The sequence below is a fragment of the Gordonia sp. J1A genome (genome assembly GCF_055393515.1).
On record NZ_AP041607.1, the window covers coordinates 1,451,156 to 1,469,625 of the forward strand.

Below are 18,470 nucleotides of genomic sequence, written 5' to 3' on the forward strand. Positions count from 1 at the left end.
GGATGGAGCGGGCCGTCGGCGCACCACCCGGCGGCCGGACACCGCCCGGCTCCGGTGCGGGGAGACTCAGAGTCCCAGGAAGCGCTCGGCGTTCCCGTGTGTGATCAGCGATCGGGTGGTCGAATCCAGGAATTCGCTCTTTCGCACCACTTCGCCGACCGGCCGCTCTCCGAGCGGATAGGGGTAGTCGCTGCCCACCAGCACCCGGTCGCGCCCGATCGTGTCGACCAGCAGCCGCAACGCGCGTTCGTCGAAGACCACCGAATCGACGTAGAACCGTCCGAGATAGTGCGACGGCGGATATTCGGAGGTGCCGATGACATCGTGGCGCCGATGCCAGGCGTTCTCCATCCGACCGAGCCAGAAGGCGAACGAGCCGCCGCCGTGCGCGAAGGCGATCTTGAGCCGCTCGTCCACTCGGTCGAACGTGCCGCCGAGGATCATCGCCAGAATCGACAGATGCGACTCGGCGGGCATCCCCACCAGCCATCGCGCCATCCAGCGGTCCAGTCGCGGCGATCCCTCCATGTCCCAGGGGTGAACGAAGACGGGGACGTCGCGGTCGGCGCAGTGCTGCAGAAAGGTGACGACGCCTTCGTCGTCCAGATCACGATCGCCGACGTGGTTGCCGATCTCGACGCCGCGGTGCCCGTTGGCGAGGCACCGGTCGAGTTCCTCGCATGCGAGATCGGGATCCTGCAGCGGCACCTGACAGAACGGGATCATCCGTTCGCCGGCCGCGTCGACGATCTCGAGTGCCAGATCGTTGAACACCGCGGAGATCCGCGCGGCCTGTTCACCGGTCCTCGCGTAATTGAAGAACACCGGCGTCGGCGAGACCACCTGGGTCGCCACCCCGTCCGCGTCCATATCGCGCAGGCGCACCTCCGGATCCCACGCGTCGGACTGGATCCGGCGGAACTCGACGTCGCCGGTCATCATCATCGCCTCGCGTTCGGACTCCACACGCAGCCACGGCGCTTCGGGACCGGCGACGTCGCGCAGGTCGGGCCATCCCTTCGGCACATAGTGGGTGTGGACGTCGATGATGTCGCTCACTTCAGCCCTTCCCCGGATGGAGGGCGCCGCATTCACGGCAGGTCCTGGCCTGCTCATCGGAACCGAAGGAGTCGAAGACCGGAGGCATGTCCTCGACGAGGTCGCGCACCTGCAACTCCACCTCGTGCAGCTTGGTGTGACATTCCAGGCAATACCACTGGAATTTCTCCAGCGTGCCCTCCTTGCGGACCCGCTCGATCACCAGACCGATCGAATCGGGGTCTGGCCGCTGCGGCGAATGCGGAATGTTCGCAGGCATCAGCCACGTCTCCCCTTCCCGGACATCGACCCGTCGCGGCCCGTCCTCGGTCATCAGGTTGACGTGGATGTCGCCGCGGAGTTGGTAGAACCACTCCTCGTACGGCTCGTAGTGGTAGTCGTAGCGCTCGTTGGGGCCGCCGACCACCTGAATGATGAAGTCGTCTCCGAGCGCCATCATCTGGTTGTTCACCGGCGGCTTGAGCAGATGGCGGTTGTCGTCGATCCAGCGCTGGAAATCGATGACGGGCGGAATGGTCGTCATGGGAACTCCTGGGGTTGTGAGTGGGTGGCCGAGTCACGGCCGCCGGCGATGTGCGATCGCCTGGATCTCGATGAGCAGGTGCGGATGCGGGAGCTGGTGCACCGCGACGGTGGTCCGCGTGGGACCGTTCTCGTCGAAGTACTCGCCGTAGACGCGGTTGTAGGCGCCGAAATCGTTCATCGACACGAGGTAGGCCGTGACCTGACAGAGGTCGTCGAGTCCGGCGCCGACCTCGGCGAGGATGTCGCGGATGTTCTCGATCACCGCTCGCGTCTGCGCCTCGATGTCGAGGGAGGCGGTGCCCATCTCGTCGACCTCGACGCCGACGAACGTGTTGTCCGGACGGCGCGAGCTGGTGCCGGAGACGAAGATCAGATCGCCGACCGTCTTCACGTGCGGGAATCGTCCTCGAGGGGTGGCTTTTCCGCTGACGACGAGCGCCTCGGCGCCGGCGGCGCTCATCGGCGGGCCGCCTCTCCGACTGCCGTGAAGGAGACCGTTCCGAGTCCTTCGACGGTGCACTGCACGTCCGTGCCGTCGGGCGTGGAGGCGGTGAGCGGCAGCGCGGCGGTCGCCGCGCCGGCGAGTATCACGTGGCCGGCCTCGAGCGGAATGCGCCGCCGCCGGCACATGTCGAGGAGCGCGAGCAGGGCCTGAGCCGGATCGCCGAGGATCGCGGCGGTGGAACCGTGCACCGAGTCGGCACCGACGCGCAAGGTCACGTCGAGGTCCGCCGCGTCGCACAGCGGCGACCACTCCCCGATCGCATATCCGGCCGCCGAGGTGTTGTCGGCCACCACGTCGGCGTAGGTGAAGGCGAAGTCCAGATAACGCGAGTCGATGACCTCCACCGCCGGAGCGATCGCCGAGACCGCGTCGAGGATGTCCTCGTTCAGGTCGTCGAGGCGCACATCGCGCGAGAGCAGATACGCCACCTCCGGCTCCGCCTTCGGGTGGATGAACTTCCCGAGGTCCACCGTGCCGCCGTTCGCGACGGTCATCGCGTCGGTGAGCCGGCCCACGATGACGTCGGAGACGCCCATCTGCGCCATCTTGGCCTTGCTGGTGAACCCGAGTTTCACTCCGACCACGCTCTCGCCGCGCGCCGTTCGCAGCCCGATCAGTTCTTCCTGCACCCGATATGCGAGGTCGACGTCGAAGGCGATGCCGACCGCGGGATCACGTTCGATGCTCGGGGTCTCTCGACATCCGGTCTGGGCGTGGTCGAGACGGCCGGCCAGCGCGGCCGCCTCGTCGTCGGTGGTGTGCATATGCGGTCCTTTCGCTTCGGACGGAGGTGTGGTGGTCACAGTTGCAGGCAGACGTTGGTCGGTTCGGTGTAGAAGTGCAGCGAGGATTCTCCGCCCTCGCGGCCGATGCCGGAGAGCCCGACGCCGCCGAACGGGGCTCGCAGATCACGCAGGTACCAGGTGTTGACCCACGAGAGCCCGACGTTCATCCGCGCGGCGACGCGGTGACCGCGACGCAGATCGTCGGTCCAGACAACCGACGCGAGCCCGTACTCGGTGTCGTTGGCGAGTGCGATCGCCTCCTCCTCGGTGTCGAACGGGACCAGACCGGCCACCGGGCCGAAGATCTCCTCGCGCATCACGCGACTGCTGTTGTCGACGCCCGTCCACAGCGTCGGCGCGATCCACGAACCCCCGTCGAGGTGCTCTCCCACGTCCGGGACCCGGCCCCCGCACACCACATCGGCGCCTTCCGCGCGGGCGAGGTCGAAGTAGCTCAGGACCTTCCTCCGGTGCTTCTCTGAGATGAGCGGGCCGGTCGTCGTCGCCTCGTCGAACGGATCTCCCAGCCGCAGCGAGGCGGCCTCGGTCGCCAGGCCGGCGACCACCTCGTCGAAGATCCGCCGCTGAACGTATACGCGCTCGGTGCACAGACACACCTGGCCGGTGTTGGTGAAGATCGACCGGCTCAGTCCCTTGACCGCCTCGTCGACGTCCGCGTCATCGAAGACGATCGCCGCGTTCTTGCCGCCGAGCTCCAGCGAGACCGGCCGCACCCGCGGCGCCACCGTCCGCATGACGTGACTGCCGGTGGCCGACGATCCGGTGAAGGTGACACCGTCGATTCCGGGATGCTCGGTCAGGAACGCCCCGGCCGAATCGGCGCCGAAACCGTGGACCACGTTGTACACACCGCGCGGCAGACCGGCTTCCGCGAGCACTTCGGCCAGCAGCGAGGCGGTGGCGGGAGTGTCCTCGCTCGGCTTCACCACCACCGCGTTCCCGCAGGCGAGCGCCGGTGCGACTTTCCAGGTGAGGAGCAGGAGCGGGAGGTTCCAGGGGACGATGATCGCGATCACGCCGAGCGGTTTGCGGACCGTGTAGTTCAGGGCTCGGCGACCGTCGGCGGTGTCGGTCAGGTACGACTGCTCGCCGGCGCTCGACACCAGGTCGGCGTACGCGCGGAAGTTCATCGGAGCGCGGGCGACGTCGAGGGCACGCGCCTGTGTCACCGGCTTGCCGGTGTCGGCGAGCTCTGCGGCGACGAAGTCGTCGAAGCGCTGTTCGATCAGGTCGGCGGCACGACGGAGGATCCGGGCCCGATCTGCGACCGGCCGGTCGGCCCAGCCGGCGGCCAGCGCACGTCGCGCCGAACCGACGGCACGGTCGACGATCTCGGCTCCGGCCTCGTGAACCCTGGCGTACGCGGTGCCGGTGGCGGGGTCGACCGCGTCGAACGCCGACGCCGGATCGGGGTCGAGGAATGCGCCGTCGACGTAGTTGCGAATCCATTCGGGGTGGGGTGCGGTCATGAATCCACTGTGATCCGCATCGCCATGTGGTTCAAATACCTAGCGGAATCACTCACATACCGAAATAGTCATAACGGAGATGGTCACAACCGCCGACCGGAGTGCCGGTCGTCATAGCAAAAATGGCATAGTCGGGTACGTGTTCGGTATTAGACGGGTATGAGTTGCGTGCCAGACCCTGAAGACGATTCGTTGCCGTTCGAAGGAGCCCCGTTGTTCGACCCCGAGATCGCCGCCGCATACAGCGCCCGCGGAACCGTGTCCCCGGAAACCTTCGCCAGGGTGATGGACGATTACCGAACGCGGTCCGAGCGCGCAGTCCGGGATCTGCCCGGCGCCCGCGGCGTCGCCTACGACGAGCACAGCGACGAGGTGCTCGACGTGTGGGGGATCGCCGACGCTCCCCGTCCGGTATTCCTGGTGATCCACGGCGGATACTGGCGCTCGCTGTCACGCCTGGACACCGCGTTCATGGCGCGCACGCTGGCCGACCACGGTATCGCCACTGTCGCTGTCGACTACGGACTGGCTCCGGCGACCTCCCTGCCCGAAATGGTCCGTCAAGTCAGGGCGGCCGTCGCATGGGTGCATCGCGACGGACCCGCGCACGGCCTCGATCGCAACAGGATCGTGGTCTGCGGCAGTTCGGCGGGTGCTCACCTCGCCGCGACCACCATGATCGGCGGTTGGCAGGCTGACCTCGGGCTGCCCGATCGCGCAGTGCACGCCGGCCTGCTGATCAGCGGACTCTATGATCTGCGGCCGCTGATCCACGCCGAGGCGAACGAGTGGCTCTTCCTGACCGAGCAGTCCGCTGCCGACCTCAGCCCGGCCCTCGCACCGCTGCCCGACGATCCCGCTCCGGCGGTGATCGCCATGGCCGAGCACGAGGCCGACGGCTTCCGCCGGCAGAGTCGGGACTTCCACCGGCACTGGGCCCGCGGAAGTGCCGGCCCGCTCCTGACCGTTCCCGGACGGAACCACTTCGACGTCTTCGTCGACCTGGCCGATCGCGACACCGAACTGTCGTCGGCCGTGCATCGTCTCTTCGCCCTGACCGCACCGACCCACACCCCGAAATGAGGACCCCCGTCATGTTCCGCAAGATCCTTGTCGCCAACCGAGGCGAGATCGCGATCCGCGCCCTCCGCGCGGCCGTCGAGCTGGGCATCACCACCGTCGCGGTGTACCCGCACGAGGACCGGAACTCTCCCCACCGGTTCAAGGCAGACGAGGCGTACCGGATCGGCGAGCCCGGGCATCCCGTTCGGGCCTACCTCGATGTGGACGAGATCATCCGTGTCGCGAAGGAATCCGGTGCCGACGCCGTCTACCCCGGATACGGATTCCTCTCCGAGAACCCCGAACTCGCACGGGCGTGCGCCGCGGCCGGGATCACCTTCGTGGGTCCGACTGCCGAAGTCCTTCAGCTGACGGGCAACAAGTCTCGAGCGATCGCCGAAGCCCGCGCCGCCGGGCTCCCGGTCCTGGCGTCGACCGAACCCTCCACCGATGTGCAGACGCTGCTGGACGCCGGCGAGTCGATGACCTTCCCGGTCTTCGTCAAGGCCGTCTCGGGCGGCGGTGGTCGCGGCATGCGCCTCGTCGACGATCCCGCGCTCCTGCGCGCGGCGCTCGAAGAGGCCTCCCGCGAAGCGGAGTCGGCGTTCGGCGACGGTGCGGTGTACATCGAGCAGGCGGTGAGCGGGCCGCGGCACATCGAGGTCCAGGTCCTCGGCGACGCCACCGGCGATGTCGTCCATCTCTATGAGCGCGACTGCTCCGTCCAGCGTCGCCATCAGAAGGTCATCGAGCAGGCACCCGCTCCGGACCTGCCCGCGGACCTGCGCGAGCGCATGTGCGCCGACGCCGTGCGCTACGCACGCCACATCGGCTACACCTGTGCCGGGACGGTCGAGTTCCTCCTGGACACCAGCGGCGACTACGTGTTCATCGAGATGAATCCCCGCATCCAGGTGGAGCACACCGTCACCGAAGAGGTGACCGACGTCGATCTCGTCCAGACCCAGTTGCAGCTCGCCGCCGGAGCCACCCTCGCCGGTCTCGGACTGTCGCAGGACACGATCGCGCTGCACGGTGCCGCCATGCAGTACCGGATCACCACCGAGGACCCCGCGAACGAATTCCGGCCCGACACCGGACGCATCACGGCGTACCGGTCGCCCGGCGGCGCCGGCGTCCGCCTGGACGGCGGGACCACGGTCGGCGCGGAGGTCGGCGCCTACTTCGACTCCATGCTGGTCAAGCTCACCTGCCGCGGGTCCACTCGCGACATCGCGCTCGCCCGCGCCCGCCGCGCGCTGATGGAGTTCCGGATCCGAGGGGTGACGACGAACATCCCGTTCCTCCGCGCAGTGCTCGACGATCCGACGTTCCAGTCCGGCGCCGTCGACACCGGCTTCATCGCCGCGCATCCGGAGCTGCTGCACGGCAACGCTCCGGCCGACCGCGGCACACGCATGCTGAACTACCTGGCCGACATCACGGTCAACTCCCCCAACGGCAAGGCTCCGGCGGGCGTGGACCCGGCCTCCAAGCTGCCGCGGCCGGCATCCGAGCGATCCGTGCCGGAGGGCTCCCGCCAGCGGCTCGCCACCCTCGGCCCCGAACGCTTCGCCGCCGATCTCCGTGCGCAGAAGGCGCTGGCGATCACCGACACCACCTTCCGCGACGCGCACCAGTCGCTGCTCGCCACACGCGTCCGCACCAAGGACCTGACCGCGGTCGCCGGCCACGTCTCCTCGAGTATCCCGGAACTGCTGTCGATCGAGGCCTGGGGCGGTGCGACCTACGACGTCGCCCTGCGTTTCCTGCACGAGGATCCGTGGGACCGCCTGGCACGACTGCGCGAGGCGGTGCCGAACATCTGCCTGCAGATGCTGTTGCGGGGACGCAACACCGTCGGCTACACCCCTTATCCCACCGAGGTGACCGATGCCTTCGTGGCCGAGGCCGCCGCCACCGGCGTCGACATCTTCCGCATCTTCGACGCGCTGAACGACGTCGACCAGATGCGTCCGGCGATCGACGCCGTGCGCGCGACCGGCACTGCGGTCGCGGAGGTGGCCCTCTGTTACACCGGTGACCTGACGGACCCGGCGGAGGATCTCTACACTCTCGACTACTATCTCCGGCTGGCCGAGCGCGTCGTCGACGCCGGCGCGCACATCATCGCCGTCAAGGACATGGCCGGGCTGCTGCGCGCCCCGGCCGCCACCACGCTCGTGACGGCCCTCCGGTCGCGTTTCGACCTTCCCGTTCACGTCCACACGCACGACACCGCGGGCGGCCAGCTGGCGACGTACCTCGCGGCGTGGAACGCCGGCGCGGACGCGGTCGATGTGGCCGCGGCCCCGATGTCGGGCGGTACCAGCCAACCGTCGATGTCGGCGGTGGTCGCGGCGACCGCCCACACCGACCGCGACACCGGCATCGACCTCGACGCGGTCTGCGAGCTCGAGCCCTACTGGGAGTCGATGCGCGGGCTCTACCACCCGTTCGAGGCCGGCATCCCCGCTCCGACCGGCCGTGTGTACACCCATGAGATCCCGGGCGGTCAGCTGTCGAATCTGCGTGCGCAGGCCACCGCTCTGGGGCTCGCGGACCGGTTCGAGGAGATCGAACGCGCCTACGCCGGTGTCGACCGGGCCTTCGGCCGCCTCATCAAGGTGACGCCGTCGTCGAAGGTCGTCGGCGACCTCGCCCTCGCTCTCGTCGGTTCGGGCGTCAGTGCCGAACAGTTCGCCGCCGATCCGACGGTGGTCGACCTCCCCGAGTCGGTCACCGGGTTCTTCCGCGGCGAGCTGGGCACTCCGGCCGCGGGTTGGCCCGAACCGCTCCGCACCCGGGCGCTCGGCAACACGCCGGCCGTGGCACCGCCGCTCGCCGAACTGACCGACGACGACCGCGCCGGGCTCGCAGCCGACTCGCAGACGCGCCGGACCACACTGTCACGGCTGCTGTTCCCCGGTCCGTCCAGGGAATTCATCGAGCACCGCGAGACCTTCGGCGACACCTCGGTGATCGGCACCCGCGAGTTCTTCTACGGTCTGGTTCCCGGCACCGAACACGTCGTGGAACTCGGACCCGGTGTCACGCTCCTTCTCGGCCTCGAGTCGATCTCCGAAGCCGACGAACGCGGGATGCGCACGGTGATGTGCTGGATCAACGGCCAGCTGCGGCCGGTCCAGGTGCGCGACCGCTCGATCGAAGACGCACGGCCGCGGGCCGAGAAGGCCGATCCGTCGGTTCCCGGTCAGGTGCCCGCCCCGTTCGCCGGCGTGGTCACCCTGGAGGTGTCCGAAGGCGACGAGGTGGCCGCGGGCGACACGATCGCCCATATCGAGGCGATGAAGATGGAGGCGGCGATCACCACGCCGGTGGGCGGCGTGGTCGGCAGGATCGCGGTGCCGGGGGTGGCGCAGGTGGAGAACGGCGACCTGCTGATCACGATCACCTCCGGGGTATGAGTGCGGCGGACCGGCCGTCGATCGATCTGCCGAAACTGCTCGACGGCCGGCTGAAGATCCGGCACCTGGTCTTGATCGACGCGCTGTCGCGGCAGGGCAGCGTGATCGGCGCAGCCGCGGAACTCCACGTCACTCAGCCGGTCGCCACGCGAAGCCTGCGCGACATCGAGGCGATCGTGGGAGTGGAGCTGTATGAGCGCGGCCCGCGGGGAATCACGCCCACGATCTTCGGGGCGGCGTTCACCGAGCACGCGCGGGCGATCCTCGCACAACTGAACCAGGCGGGTCGCCATGTGGTGGAGCTGGCGGACGCCGATCGCGGAACCGTGATCGTCGGGACGCATCTCGCGGGATCGAATGTGCTTCTGCCGCAGGCGATTGTGCAGTTGAAAGCGAAGCATCCGCGACTCACCGTCGTGGTACGAGAGGGCTCGCCGGAAGCGCTGCTCGCCGAGCTCGAGGCGGGTCGCATCGACATGATCGTCGGTCGTCTGACATCGCCGAGCACATCGACCATCACGCGTCTCCCGTTGTACGAGGAGTCGGTGGAGGTCTTCGCCGGCTCCACCCACCCCCTCGCGGGGGCCGGACCCTTCTCTCTCGCCGACACCCGCGGTTACCCGTGGGTACTCCCCGGCGTCGAGACCGCCCTGCGCGGGGAACTCGAAGCGGTGTTCGCCCGCAGCGGAACCGCGTTGCCGGAGAACCGTGTGGAAGCGACGAGCTTCCTCACGGTACGGGAGCTGCTGCACCATACGGAGACGCTCGCTGTGCTGCCCAGCCTCATCGGACGCGGCGACGCCCGCCTCACCCCGCTCGACGTGGACCTCGGATCCATCGGGCACAGCGTCGGACTCACCGTCGCCGCCGACCGTCCGCTCAGCCCGTCGGGCCAGGCTCTCGTCGCGCACCTGCGGACGGTCGCCGAAGTACGGCTCGGGTGAGACTGCAGGAAACGGACAGGTCGGCGGCGCCGCCGTCAGTGTTCGGACAGGGTGATCGAAGCTCCCGAATCAGGGTGGTAGTTCCAGAACATCTCCCAGCCCTCCCAGTCGGCCTGCTGCGTTCCGTCGATGGCGCGCGTGCCGAGCACACGCGCGTCCACGCTGGACGGTGCCTTCGTCTGCTCTAGGAGGCAGTCGTACACGGCCTGGGAGGTGGACCGGTCGGGGTGATAGGTGAATTCGATCGTCTTCCCGTCTTCGGCAAGAGTGAGCGTCGAAGAGCTGGAATCGCATTCGGCGACGACGGAACTCGCCGTAACTCGTGACGGCCCGCTGTCGACGACGACGAGGACGATCACCGCGACGATGACGCCGAGAACCACCGTCCCGGCCGCGATCCACGGCACGATGCCGCGTCTCCTCCCCCTCCCGGCGGGCGGTACCGGTGCTGACGGCACCGGAGAATGCGGGACCGAAGGATGCGGAGTGGGGAGCGGCTGCTGCGGGGGACGGTTCATTCCAGTCATGGGCGGAAGTTATCAACCGACTACGACAAAACCGGTGTATCCGACGTTGCGCCGGTCCGCGGACCGCGGTTGGGCGCCGCCGTCAGTGGCCGGCGGCGCCGATCGACTCGTAGGCCCACATCGTCAGGTATGCGGCGGCCAGGAAGACAGCGACCGCGACGGCGACGCCGGACGACTGCACGTGCGCGAAGGGTGATCTCACCCATCCCATCGTCTGGGCGACGACGGCGTCCGGCCGGGTCACGAGATCCCAGGAGTTCCAGCGCTGGAATCGGCCGATGACCACTCCTACGGCGCAGAGGATCACCGATGCGGCGACGGCGGCCCAGCCCGCGGCCCGTCCCCAGTCCGCTTCGATGCGTCGGTGCACCAGCCGCATCGAGACCACGCCGAGCATCACGCCGGTCCATGCCGCGAATCCGTACTGGAGAATGTGCCGCCAGAGTTCGTAGCCTTCGCCCAGATGCACGAGGTCGGTGATCAGGTAGGGCGCGTTGGGCAGGAAGGCCAGCCACGCGAGTCCGAGCGGAATCAGCGCAAGCTTGTTTCGCACGATGACGAAGGCGCACGCGATCAGCAGCGGAAGCCAGGCGAGGAATAGGTTCCAGATCAGGAAACGGGTCGGATACACCAGCGGCGCATGGGGATCGGTCACACCGACGACGATCGTCAACGCCGTCGTCGCGGCCAGGGCGCCGATCAGGGCGAGCCGGCGCCAGGTGAAAGACATCGTGTCCGAAGTCGGCTCTTCTCGCATGGCCACACGGTACGCGAGCGGCCGAGCCCGAGCTCGCCCCGACTCGTCCGGACAGACGACAACACCCCGGAACCGAGGTTCCGGGGTGTTGTTCAGTCAGTCACTCCGACCGACCGCGCGTGAATCAGGCGTTGCCCGACAGCTTCTCGCGCAGTGCGGCGAGCTGCTCGTCGCTGGCGAGCGATCCGCCGGTCTGGGCCGGGCCGCTGCTCGACGAGGTCGACTGCGAAGCCGAGCTCGACGACGAGTAGTCGCTCGGAGCGTTCTCCGCCTCGGCGGCAGCCGCGGCGAACTTCTCGATCTGAGCGGTGTGCAGCTTGTGACGGCGCTCGGCCTCCGCGTAGCGGGCCTCCCACTCCTCACGCTGCTTGTCGTAGCCCTCGAGCCACTCGTTGGTCTCGGCGTCGAAGCCCTCGGGGAAGATGTAGTTCCCCTGGTCGTCGTAGCTGTCGGCCATACCGTACTTCGAGGGGTCGAACTCCTCGGTGTAGTCCTCGTTGGCCTGCTTCAGCGACAGCGAGATGCGGCGGCGATCCAGGTCGATGTCGATGACCTTGACCATCGCGTCGTCGCCGACGGAGACGACCTGGTCCGGAACCTCGACGTGGCGCTCGGCCAGCTCGGAGATGTGGACCAGACCCTCGATGCCCTCTTCGACGCGCACGAAGGCGCCGAACGGCACGAGCTTGGTGACCTTGCCCGGAACGATCTGACCGATCGCGTGGGTACGGGCGAACTGGCGCCACGGGTCTTCCTGGGTGGCCTTCAGCGACAGCGACACGCGCTCGCGGTCCATGTCGACGTCGAGGACCTCGACGGTGACCTCGTCGCCGACGGTGACGACCTCGGACGGGTGATCGATGTGCTTCCACGACAGTTCGGAGACGTGAACCAGACCGTCGACGCCGCCGAGGTCGACGAACGCACCGAAGTTGACGATCGAGGACACGACGCCCTTGCGGACCTGGCCCTTCTGCAGCTGGTTGAGGAACTCGCTGCGGACCTCCGACTGGGTCTGCTCCAGCCAAGCGCGGCGCGACAGAACGACGTTGTTGCGGTTCTTGTCGAGCTCGATGATCTTGGCCTCGACCTCCTTGCCGATGTACGGCTGCAGGTCGCGGACGCGACGCATCTCCACCAGCGAAGCCGGGAGGAAGCCGCGCAGGCCGATGTCGAGGATCAGGCCGCCCTTGACGACCTCGATGACGGTGCCCTTGACGGCCTCGTCCTTCTCCTTGAGCTCCTCGATCGTGCCCCAAGCGCGCTCGTACTGCGCACGCTTCTTCGACAGGATCAGGCGGCCTTCCTTGTCCTCCTTGGTGAGAACGAGGGCCTCGACCTCGTCGCCGACGGTGACGACTTCGTTGGGGTCGACGTCGTGCTTGATCGACAGCTCGCGCGAGGGAATGACGCCCTCGGTCTTGTAGCCGATGTCGAGCAGGACCTCGTCGCGATCGACCTTGACAATGGTGCCTTCGACGATGTCGCCGTCATTGAAGTACTTGATCGTCGAGTCGACAGCGGCGAGGAAGTCCTCGGCCGAGCCGATGTCGTTGACGGCTACTTGCGGCGAGGAAATCGTGGGGGACGACATATGTTGAGTTGCTCCGGACAGGTATCTAGTAGGTACGGTAAACGGGACAGTCTTCGCAGGCTGCGCCCGGTTTCCTTCGATTGTGCGCACCGCCTCGACGTGACGTTCCGGTCGGCGCAGAGTGCATGCTTCGCGCATACACGTGTGCAAGCGTACTACTGCGGGCCTACCTGCACAAATACTGTCTCCGGGACGCGCGCACAGAAGGAGCCGAGGATGGCACATTCGATCGAGATCCTGCCCGATCCCGAGACCGAGGCCGCCGTTCGTGCGCAGTGGGACGCGCTCGAAGCCGCCGGATTGCCGAGCGCGGGCCGGGTGCGGGCCCGGACCAATCGGCCGCACTGCACCCTGCTCGCCGGCACTGCGATCTCGCCCGCCGCCGATTCCGCCCTGGCCTCCACGGCCCAGCGACTGCCCTTCGAGTTCCGAGTCGGCGGCGCGGTCGTGTTCGCCGCCGGCCGCAAGTACACACTGGCCCGCGCGGTGGTGCCGTCGTCGGAACTGCTCACCGTCCATGCGACGATCGTCCGGCTCACCCGCGAACGGGTCACCGAGCTCGCGCAGCACAGCCTGCCCGGACAGTGGACGCCGCACGTGACGCTCGGGCTGCGACTGACTGCCGACGAGCTCGCGGCCGCGCTGCAACTGCTGTCGTGGCCGACCGTCGTAGGACGGGCGTCGGCCATCCGCAGGTGGGACGGCGACGCGAAGGTCGACGTGGTGATTCCCGGCCGAGGCTGCTGAGGTCGACGTGTGCTCCGCGTTCAGTGACCGGCATGCGGTCACTAGGCTCGGAGCCAACGCCATGCCACGAGAGGACCATCTCCATGACTTCCCGACCGCCTCGCGTCCTCGGTGAGATCGACTCGGCCGTCAGCGAACGAGCGAACCGGACATGGTGGGACGGCGAAGCCGACGAGTACCACGAGGAGCACGGCCACTTCATCGGCGGCGACACACCGGGAGGCGAGTTCGTCTGGGGCCCCGAGCGCTACCGGGAGTCGGAGGCCCGGCTTCTCGGCGACGTCGCCGGCCGCGACGTGCTCGAGGTCGGATGCGGCTCGGCGCCGTGCGCGAGATGGCTGAAAACCCAGGGCGCCAACGTGATCGGTCTCGACGTGTCGATCGGCATGCTGCGGCACGGCCTGGAGTCGATGCAGCGCGACGACGCACCGGTTCCCCTCGTCCAGGCCGGCGCCGAGCACCTCCCCTTCGCCGACGAGTCGTTCGACAAAGCCTGCTCGTCGTTCGGCGCCGTCCCGTTCGTCGCCGACTCGGCCCGCATGATGCGCGAGGTCGCGCGGGTGCTGCGCCCCGGCGGCCGATGGGTGTTCGCCACCAACCATCCGATTCGCTGGATGTTCCTCGACGACCCCGGACCCGAAGGTCTCGTGGTTCGTATGTCGTACTTCTCGCGAACCCCATACTCGGAGACCGGCGACGACGGCGAAGTCACGTACGTCGAACACCACCGGACGATCGGTGATCGCGTTCGCGAGATCGTCGCCGCGGGTTTACTGCTGGAGGACATCGTCGAGCCGGAGTGGCCCGACGACCTCGAGGACGAGTGGGGCCAGTGGTCGCCGCTGCGGGGCTCCTACTTCCCGGGCACCGCCATCTTCGTCTGCCGCAAGCCCGAATGAGGCGCGCAGAGCCGTCGAGTCTCGACGGCGCGACCGTCCGCCGTCTCGGGTCTCCCGCCGACCGAGCGAACCCAACCCTCCCGCCGACGAGCGAACCCGGCCCTCCCGCTGGTTGAGCGAGCGGAGCGAGTCGAAACCACCCAGACCACCCTCCCGCGTGCACCAATGGATTTCGACTCACTGCGCGCACGCAACCCGCTGACGGTCACCCAGCGTCAAGCTCGACGCGGCGACTTCGACGATCTGCCCGGAGCCGGCGAACCTCTCGATCTGTCAGACCACGACGACCCGGATTGGTGGATCAAGCGCTACTTGAAGCGAGAGCGGCTCGTCTCACTGCCGCCGTCCCTCCAATTGCGGAAGGACGACGCCGAACTCGACGCCGAACTCGATGCGATGTCCAGCGAGCGGGCCGCGCGCCGCGAGGTGGAGGATTTCAACACCCGGGCGGTCAACGCCCGGTATCAGACCCCGGAAGGGCCGCCACTGATCACGATGCCGCGCGACGTCGAGGCGACCATCGGCGCGTGGGCCGCCCGCCGGGCGGCTCGAGCCGAGCAGGCTCGCACGCACGCTGAGATCGCGACCGACTCCGCTCCGGGCACGAGACGTGGCGGCGCGGCGTAGCCTGGGCTCATGTGCCGCAACATCACCGAACTGCGCGGCCTTGAGCCGGCAGCGACTGACGAAGAGATCCGGGCAGCCGCGCTGCAGTACGTGCGGAAGGTCTCCGGAATCCGCAAAGTCACCGACGCCAACCACGACGCGATCGAGACGGCGGTAGACGCCGTGACCGCGGCGACCGTTGAACTCCTCGACGCACTTCCGGCCCGCAGGCAGCCTCCGCGAACCGTCCCGCCGCTGCGGCGTCCCGAAGTACGAGCACGAATCGCGGCGCGCGAGGCGCGCCGACCGATTCAGTCCTCCTGATCGATCTCCGCCAATACCTTGCGCAATCGACTCCGATCGGAGGACGAGAGCCGACGGAACAACGCCGACTCGACCACGTCCAGGCCCCTGTCGGCCTCACCGAGCCGCTCGGTGCCGGCAGGGGTGATCGTGACGATCTGCCGACGCCGATCCTTCGGGTCCGGGGAACGCGCGGCCAGCCCCTCCTTCACCAAGCCGTCGATGTACGGAACGAGATCGGGCGGATCGACGCGCACCGCCTCGGCGAGCTGCCGCTGATAGAGCCCCTCGCCGTCGACGAGCACCGCGAGGATCGCGTGTTGATGCGGCAGGAGCCCGTGCCGTCTCAGCTCCGCCGCATACGCCCGGCGCACCCCGATCGCCGCCTTCACCAACTGGAAGCCGAGCCGTGCGCTCAGCGAATCGCCGAGAAGGTCTTCTGGCGGCGCCTTACCTGTCATCCCGTCAGCCTATCGAGTGCGGCAACTCTCACCGATTTCGTTATGGATCATAATTGTTGGTTGACCCATTCATTATTGCGGTCTACCTTCAGACGCGAGAACACGTTCCCCAAGCGAAGGACTCTCGAATGATTCAAGAACTCTCGTACGTCGGCTTCGGCTCACCGCGCTCGTCGGACTGGGCGACCTACGGACCCGAGATCGTCGGCGCGATGATTCACAGCCGAACCCGACGGTACGGTCCGGCTCGCTGTCGACGACGTCGACTTCCGCATCTGCATCCACCCCGGCGCGACCGACGAACTCCGATACACCGGCTGGGGCTTGGCCAACGAGACCGATCTGCACGCGTTCGCCGAGCATCTCGCGCGCCGCGGATTGAGCCTGGAGTGGGCCGACGCACCGGTCCTGCGCGACCGCGGCGTCGCCGAACTGGCCTGGTTCACCGACCCGTGGGGACTTCGCCACGAACTGTCCTGGGGCAAGGGCGCCACCCCCAACTCGTTCCGCGCGGGACGGACCATGCGCGGCGGGTTCGTGACGGGCGATCAGGGGCTGGGACACATCGTCTACCAGGTACCGGACCTCGCGGAAGCCGACGAGTTCTATTCCGGGGTACTCGGATTCCGGCTCTCCGACCGAATCGTGTCGGATCACTTCGACGTGCGGTTCTACCACGTCAACGGCCGCCACCACTCGCTGGCGCTCGCGGAGGCGCCCGGCCACATCGGCGTGAACCACCTGATGCTGGAATACCAGCACATGGACGATCTCGGCCGCGCGATCGACCTGGTCGAGAAGCATCGCGTCCCGGTGATGCAGACGCTCGGCCGGCACTCGAACGACCTCATGACATCGACCTATGTCGGGACGCCGTCGGGGTTTCAGCTGGAGCTCGGCTACGGGGGTCTGGTGGTCGACGACCTGAGCTGGATCGCCCGCACCTACCGCAAGCCGAGCTTCTGGGGCCACCGCTTCACCGAGGCGGCCCGGACCGATCCGCCCGGGATCCTCACGCCGATCGCCACCGTGTGAGCGGGCCCGCTACAGCAGCTTGGAGAGGAACTCCTGGGTTCGCGCCTGCTGCGGGTTCGACAGCAGCTCACGGGGATCCCCGCGTTCGACCACCACTCCACCGTCCATGAAGACCAACTGGTCGGCCACCTCGCGGGCGAAGCCCATTTCGTGGGTGACCACCACCATCGTCATCCCCTCCGCGGCGAGGGTCCGCATGACCGCCAGCACGTCGCCGACGAGTTCCGGGTCGAGAGCCGAAGTCGGCTCGTCGAAGAGCATCAGCTTCGGATCCATGGCGAGCGCGCGGGCGATGGCGACGCGCTGCAGCTGTCCGCCCGAGAGCTGGGCCGGGTAGGCGTCGGCCTTGGCCCGCAGGCCCACCTGGCTCAGCAGGTCCAGAGCGCGCTCGGTGGCCTCGCTCTTGGACTTCCCGCCGACCAGGACCGGAGCCTCGATGATGTTCTCCAGCGCGGTCCGGTGCGGAAACAAGTTGAAATGCTGAAACACCATCCCGATGTCGCGGCGCTGCCTGGCCGCCTCGCGCGGGCTGAGCTCGTAGAGTCGGCCGCCGCGCTCTCGATAACCGATCAGTTCGCCGTCCACCTCCATCCGTCCGGCGTTGACCTTCTCGAGGTGATTGACGCACCGCAGAAAGGTGGACTTCCCCGAGCCCGAGGGGCCGATCAGACATGCGACCTCGCCGGGTTGCACCTCGATGGACACACCCTTCAGCACCTGAAGGGCACCGAAGTTCTTGCATACGCGGTCGGCCAGCACCATCGGCCGGCCGCCGTCGGACGAAACACCGGTGTCCGTCACTTGCCCTCCTCCACGACCGTCTTGTTGGCGGCGGCGAGCGCCTGCAGCTGGCCCTCCGACAGCTCGCGCGAGGCACCCTTCTCGTAGTGCTTCTCGACGAAGTGCTGCCCGATCATCAGCACCGAGGTGACGACCAGATACCACGTCGACGCCACGAGCAGCATCGGGATCGGCTGGAAGTTGACGCCCGAGATATCCCGTTGGCGGCCGTACAGTTCGAGGCTGAAAGGCACCGCGGCCACGAGGCTGGTGGTCTTGAGCATGCTGATGACCTCGTTGCCGGTGGGCGGGATGATCACCCGCATCGCCTGTGGCAGCACGATTCGCCGCATCGTCTGCCACCACGACATGCCCAGCGCCACCGACGCCTCCATCTGTCCTTCGCCCACGGAGGAGATGCCGGCGCGGACGATCTCCGCCATATACGCGGCCTCATTGAGGGCGAGCCCGATCACGGCGATCAGGAAGACGTACTTGAGGCTGAAGGCCTGGATGTCGATTTCGAACGCGGTCGGGCCGAAGGGTATGCCGACCCGGACGGTCTTGTAGAGCGAACCGACGAGCCCCCACAGGACCAGCTGAACGAAGATCGGAGTGCCACGGAATACCCACAGGTACACCCAGGCCGCGGAACTGAGCACCTTGTTCTGCGACATCCGCATCACCGCCAGGATCACGCCGAGGATCACCCCGATGATCATCGCGAGGACGGTCAGCGCCAGCGTGTATCCGACACCCGACAGGATGCGTTCTTCGAACAGGTACTTGCCGTAGGTGGACCAGTGGTAGGCGGGATTGGTGGCCGCGCCGTACACGAAGAGCCCGACCAGCCCGAGAATGATCACAGCGGCGATCCACTGTCCGGGATGCCGGAGGGGGACGGCCTTGATCGGTGCGGGGGTCTCCGCCGTGTCGCCGGCCCGGATGTCACTTGCCGTCATC

At 67.7% G+C, this 18,470-nt stretch carries 19 protein-coding genes; 8 read left to right on the forward strand and 11 right to left on the reverse strand.

Features of this window, described 5'->3' with window-relative positions; translation table 11 throughout:
• Positions 1-66: 66 nt before the first annotated feature.
• The 5 genes from ACZ5QD_RS06750 to ACZ5QD_RS06770 are packed head-to-tail and all read right to left on the reverse strand — an operon-like array spanning position 67 to position 4,364.
• Positions 67-1,059 (reverse strand): amidohydrolase family protein, encoded by a 993-nt coding sequence (locus tag ACZ5QD_RS06750; RefSeq protein WP_464367192.1) that lies wholly within the window; start codon positions 1,057-1,059, stop codon positions 67-69.
• Position 1,060: 1 nt separating this feature from the next.
• Positions 1,061-1,582, reverse strand: a complete 522-nt coding sequence (locus tag ACZ5QD_RS06755; RefSeq protein ID WP_006895426.1) for a 3-hydroxyanthranilate 3,4-dioxygenase — start codon at positions 1,580-1,582, stop codon at positions 1,061-1,063.
• A 33-nt stretch (positions 1,583-1,615) separates the two neighbouring features.
• Positions 1,616-2,044: a RidA family protein gene (locus ACZ5QD_RS06760; protein ID WP_006895424.1), complete on the reverse strand. Its 429-nt coding sequence runs from the start codon at positions 2,042-2,044 to the stop codon at positions 1,616-1,618.
• Positions 2,041-2,853 (reverse strand): 2-keto-4-pentenoate hydratase, encoded by an 813-nt coding sequence (locus ACZ5QD_RS06765; protein ID WP_464367193.1) that lies wholly within the window; start codon positions 2,851-2,853, stop codon positions 2,041-2,043. The genes ACZ5QD_RS06760 and ACZ5QD_RS06765 overlap by 4 nt, the downstream gene beginning before the upstream one ends.
• Positions 2,854-2,888: 35 nt before the next feature.
• Positions 2,889-4,364 carry a 2-hydroxymuconic semialdehyde dehydrogenase gene (locus tag ACZ5QD_RS06770; RefSeq protein ID WP_006895421.1) on the reverse strand — a complete coding sequence of 492 codons (1,476 nt, stop codon included), beginning with the start codon at positions 4,362-4,364 and terminating at the stop codon, positions 2,889-2,891.
• A 168-nt stretch (positions 4,365-4,532) separates the two neighbouring features.
• Between ACZ5QD_RS06770 and ACZ5QD_RS06775 the strand changes: the two genes are divergently transcribed.
• From ACZ5QD_RS06775 to ACZ5QD_RS06785, 3 genes are read left to right on the forward strand one after another with little or no spacing between them, the layout of a single operon-like run.
• Positions 4,533-5,447 carry an alpha/beta hydrolase gene (locus ACZ5QD_RS06775; protein WP_231649987.1) on the forward strand — a complete coding sequence of 305 codons (915 nt, stop codon included), beginning with the start codon at positions 4,533-4,535 and terminating at the stop codon, positions 5,445-5,447.
• Positions 5,448-5,458: 11 nt separating this feature from the next.
• Positions 5,459-8,854, forward strand: coding sequence for a pyruvate carboxylase (locus ACZ5QD_RS06780; protein ID WP_006895419.1), 3,396 nt, complete (start codon positions 5,459-5,461; stop codon positions 8,852-8,854).
• Positions 8,851-9,798 carry a LysR substrate-binding domain-containing protein gene (locus ACZ5QD_RS06785; RefSeq protein WP_006895418.1) on the forward strand — a complete coding sequence of 316 codons (948 nt, stop codon included), beginning with the start codon at positions 8,851-8,853 and terminating at the stop codon, positions 9,796-9,798. The genes ACZ5QD_RS06780 and ACZ5QD_RS06785 overlap by 4 nt, the downstream gene beginning before the upstream one ends.
• A 35-nt stretch (positions 9,799-9,833) precedes the next feature.
• Here ACZ5QD_RS06785 and ACZ5QD_RS06790 read toward each other — a convergent pair whose 3' ends face one another.
• The 3 genes from ACZ5QD_RS06790 to rpsA all read right to left on the reverse strand — a co-directional run bounded on the left by ACZ5QD_RS06790 (position 9,834) and on the right by rpsA (position 12,676).
• A complete protein-coding gene (locus tag ACZ5QD_RS06790) occupies positions 9,834-10,205 on the reverse strand; it encodes a hypothetical protein (RefSeq protein WP_062367743.1) in 372 nt (123 codons plus the stop codon).
• Positions 10,206-10,407: 202 nt separating this feature from the next.
• Positions 10,408-11,082, reverse strand: coding sequence for a DUF1361 domain-containing protein (locus ACZ5QD_RS06795; protein ID WP_062367742.1), 675 nt, complete (start codon positions 11,080-11,082; stop codon positions 10,408-10,410).
• A 124-nt stretch (positions 11,083-11,206) separates the two neighbouring features.
• On the reverse strand, positions 11,207-12,676 hold the full coding sequence (rpsA, locus tag ACZ5QD_RS06800) for a 30S ribosomal protein S1 (RefSeq protein ID WP_006895416.1): 1,470 nt from the start codon (positions 12,674-12,676) through the stop codon (positions 11,207-11,209).
• A 216-nt stretch (positions 12,677-12,892) separates the two neighbouring features.
• Here rpsA and ACZ5QD_RS06805 point away from each other — a divergent pair, with 216 nt between their 5' ends.
• The 4 genes from ACZ5QD_RS06805 to ACZ5QD_RS06820 all read left to right on the forward strand — a co-directional run bounded on the left by ACZ5QD_RS06805 (position 12,893) and on the right by ACZ5QD_RS06820 (position 15,252).
• Complete coding sequence (locus tag ACZ5QD_RS06805; RefSeq protein ID WP_006895415.1) at positions 12,893-13,423, forward strand: 2'-5' RNA ligase family protein; 531 nt, start codon at positions 12,893-12,895, stop codon at positions 13,421-13,423.
• An 83-nt stretch (positions 13,424-13,506) separates the two neighbouring features.
• The gene (locus tag ACZ5QD_RS06810) at positions 13,507-14,322 is read left to right on the forward strand and encodes a class I SAM-dependent methyltransferase (RefSeq protein WP_006895414.1); all 816 of its coding nucleotides are present in this window, start codon (positions 13,507-13,509) and stop codon (positions 14,320-14,322) included.
• A 165-nt stretch (positions 14,323-14,487) separates the two neighbouring features.
• Positions 14,488-14,949: a DnaJ family domain-containing protein gene (locus ACZ5QD_RS06815; protein WP_062367741.1), complete on the forward strand. Its 462-nt coding sequence runs from the start codon at positions 14,488-14,490 to the stop codon at positions 14,947-14,949.
• A 9-nt stretch (positions 14,950-14,958) separates the two neighbouring features.
• Entirely contained in the window at positions 14,959-15,252 is a 294-nt protein-coding gene (locus tag ACZ5QD_RS06820) for a DUF2277 domain-containing protein (protein WP_006895412.1), read from the forward strand.
• On the opposite strand, the gene ACZ5QD_RS06825 is transcribed toward ACZ5QD_RS06820, so the two are convergent.
• Positions 15,240-15,692, reverse strand: a complete 453-nt coding sequence (locus ACZ5QD_RS06825; protein WP_006895411.1) for a MarR family winged helix-turn-helix transcriptional regulator — start codon at positions 15,690-15,692, stop codon at positions 15,240-15,242. The two genes, ACZ5QD_RS06820 and ACZ5QD_RS06825, sit on opposite strands and share 13 nt — an antisense overlap.
• A gap of 324 nt (positions 15,693-16,016) precedes the next feature.
• On the opposite strand from ACZ5QD_RS06825, the gene ACZ5QD_RS06830 reads away from it, so the two are divergent.
• On the forward strand, positions 16,017-16,727 hold the full coding sequence (locus tag ACZ5QD_RS06830; RefSeq protein ID WP_222111393.1) for a VOC family protein: 711 nt from the start codon (positions 16,017-16,019) through the stop codon (positions 16,725-16,727).
• Positions 16,728-16,736: 9 nt separating this feature from the next.
• Here ACZ5QD_RS06830 and ACZ5QD_RS06835 read toward each other — a convergent pair whose 3' ends face one another.
• Entirely contained in the window at positions 16,737-17,489 is a 753-nt protein-coding gene (locus ACZ5QD_RS06835) for an amino acid ABC transporter ATP-binding protein (RefSeq protein ID WP_222111398.1), read from the reverse strand.
• A 35-nt stretch (positions 17,490-17,524) separates the two neighbouring features.
• Positions 17,525-18,469: an amino acid ABC transporter permease gene (locus ACZ5QD_RS06840; RefSeq protein ID WP_006895408.1), complete on the reverse strand. Its 945-nt coding sequence runs from the start codon at positions 18,467-18,469 to the stop codon at positions 17,525-17,527.
• Between the last annotated feature and the right edge of the window lies 1 nt (position 18,470).